Source organism: Bacillus cereus group sp. BfR-BA-01382 (assembly GCF_022663475.1).
Taxonomy (GTDB): domain Bacteria; phylum Bacillota; class Bacilli; order Bacillales; family Bacillaceae_G; genus Bacillus_A; species Bacillus_A thuringiensis_S.
The window spans coordinates 1-1,764 of sequence record NZ_JAKUFQ010000227.1 but is presented as its reverse complement, the minus strand read 5'-3'; the positions used below and the strand labels follow the sequence as shown (position 1 = coordinate 1,764).

Here is a 1,764-nt window from a genome sequence, read left to right as displayed (position 1 = left end):
GGCTTTTCTGTTCCTTCACCTGGTTTTTCTGTTCCTTCACCTGGTTTTTCCGGACCTTTTTCTGTATCTTTTTTATTTGTAATTTGAAGCTTTACAACTTCAATTTTTTCATTAGAAATCGTAAATTTCATTTCCTTATTGGATAAAGTGTATCCTTCTGGCGCTTGGATTTCTTTTAAAGTGTAATCTCCTGGTTCTAACTTCTTAGAAGTCGCTTTACCGCTCTTGTTTGTTGTTAATGTGTCGATTTTTGTTCCGTCTTTCCAAATTTCAAACACTGCGCCTGCTAAAGTTTTATTTGTATTATTGGCATCTACCTTTGTAATTTCTAATTGACCTGTAATTTCTTCTTTCACTTTTTCATTCATAACTTCTTGTTTTACTACTTCGTTCGCTATAACATTTACTTCTACTGTTACTTCTAACGCCTTATAACCTTCTGGCGCTTTTGTTTCCTCTAACGTGTACTTTCCTGGCACTAAGTTTTCGAATTTCACAACACCTTCTTTATTCGTTGTTTTCGCTTCTTCAACTACTTGACCAGCTTCGTTCTTTAATTTAAATTCTGCACCCGCTAGAACTTTTCCACTCTCTGCATCCTTTTTGATTACTTGTAAGCTTCCTAGTTCTTTTGCGTTTTCTACTTGTACTTCTACTACTTTGTTTGCTTCCACAACGACTTCAATTTCTTCTTTTAACAACTTATATCCTAGTGGTGCTTTCGTTTCTTTTAATGTGTACTTTCCTGGTTCTAATTTCTGTGAAACTACTTTACCAGTTTTATCTGTTCGTAACGTATCTACTTTTTTACCATCTTTATACACTTCGAATTCTGCGTCTGATAATACTTTCGTTTTATCTTCCGCATCTACTTTTACAATTTCGAATTGACCAAGACTCTTACTGTTCGTTACTTTTACATCAACAACTTTTTCACCGTCAACTGTTACATGAATTATTTGTTTTGTTAACTCATAACCTTCTGGTGCTTTTGTTTCTTCTAACGTATATTCACCTGGCACAAGTCCGTCTACTTTAACCGTTCCAGACTTATCTGTTGTAATTCCTTCTTTTACAACATTTCCTTTCGCATCGTTCAATGTAAATTCTGCGCCTGCTAAGCGTTTCGTTTGATCTTTATCATCCATTTTAATAATTTGTAGAGAACCTAAGATTTTTTCGTTTTCTGCCTCTACTTTTACTACTTCTTTCTCGTTTTGAATTGTTACTTTCCATTCTTTATTTGAAAGCTTGTAGCCCGCTGGTGCTTTCTTTTCTTTCACTGTGTATTCACCTAGCGGTAATTTCGGTGACATCACTTTTCCACTCTCATCTGTTTTCAGTTCCGCTACCTTTTTACCATCTTTATACACTTCGAATTCTGCACCTGATAACAATTTCGTTTTATCATTCGCATCTACTTTCATGATTTCGAATTGACCCATTACTTTTTCATTCATGACTTCTTGTTTTACTACTTCGTTCGCTACAACGTTCACTTCTACTGTCACTTCTAGCGCTTTATAACCTTCCGGCGTTTTCGTTTCCTCTAACGTGTACTTTCCTGGCACTAAGTTTTCGAATTTCACAACACCGTCTTTATTCGTTGTTTTCGCTTCTCCAACTACTTGACCAGCTTCGTTCTTTAATTTAAATTCTGCACCTGCTAGAACTTTTCCACTCTCTGCATCCTTTTTGATTACTTGTAAGCTTCCTAGTTCTTTCGCATTTTCTATTTGTACCTCTACTACTTTGTCTGCTTCC

At 35.7% G+C, this 1,764-nt stretch carries 1 protein-coding gene; it reads right to left on the bottom strand.

All coding sequences use genetic code 11. The annotated features are described in order from the left end of the window. A partial coding sequence (locus MR160_RS33535; RefSeq protein WP_255805904.1) for an MSCRAMM family protein occupies window positions 1-1,764 on the bottom strand: 1,764 nt, incomplete at both ends.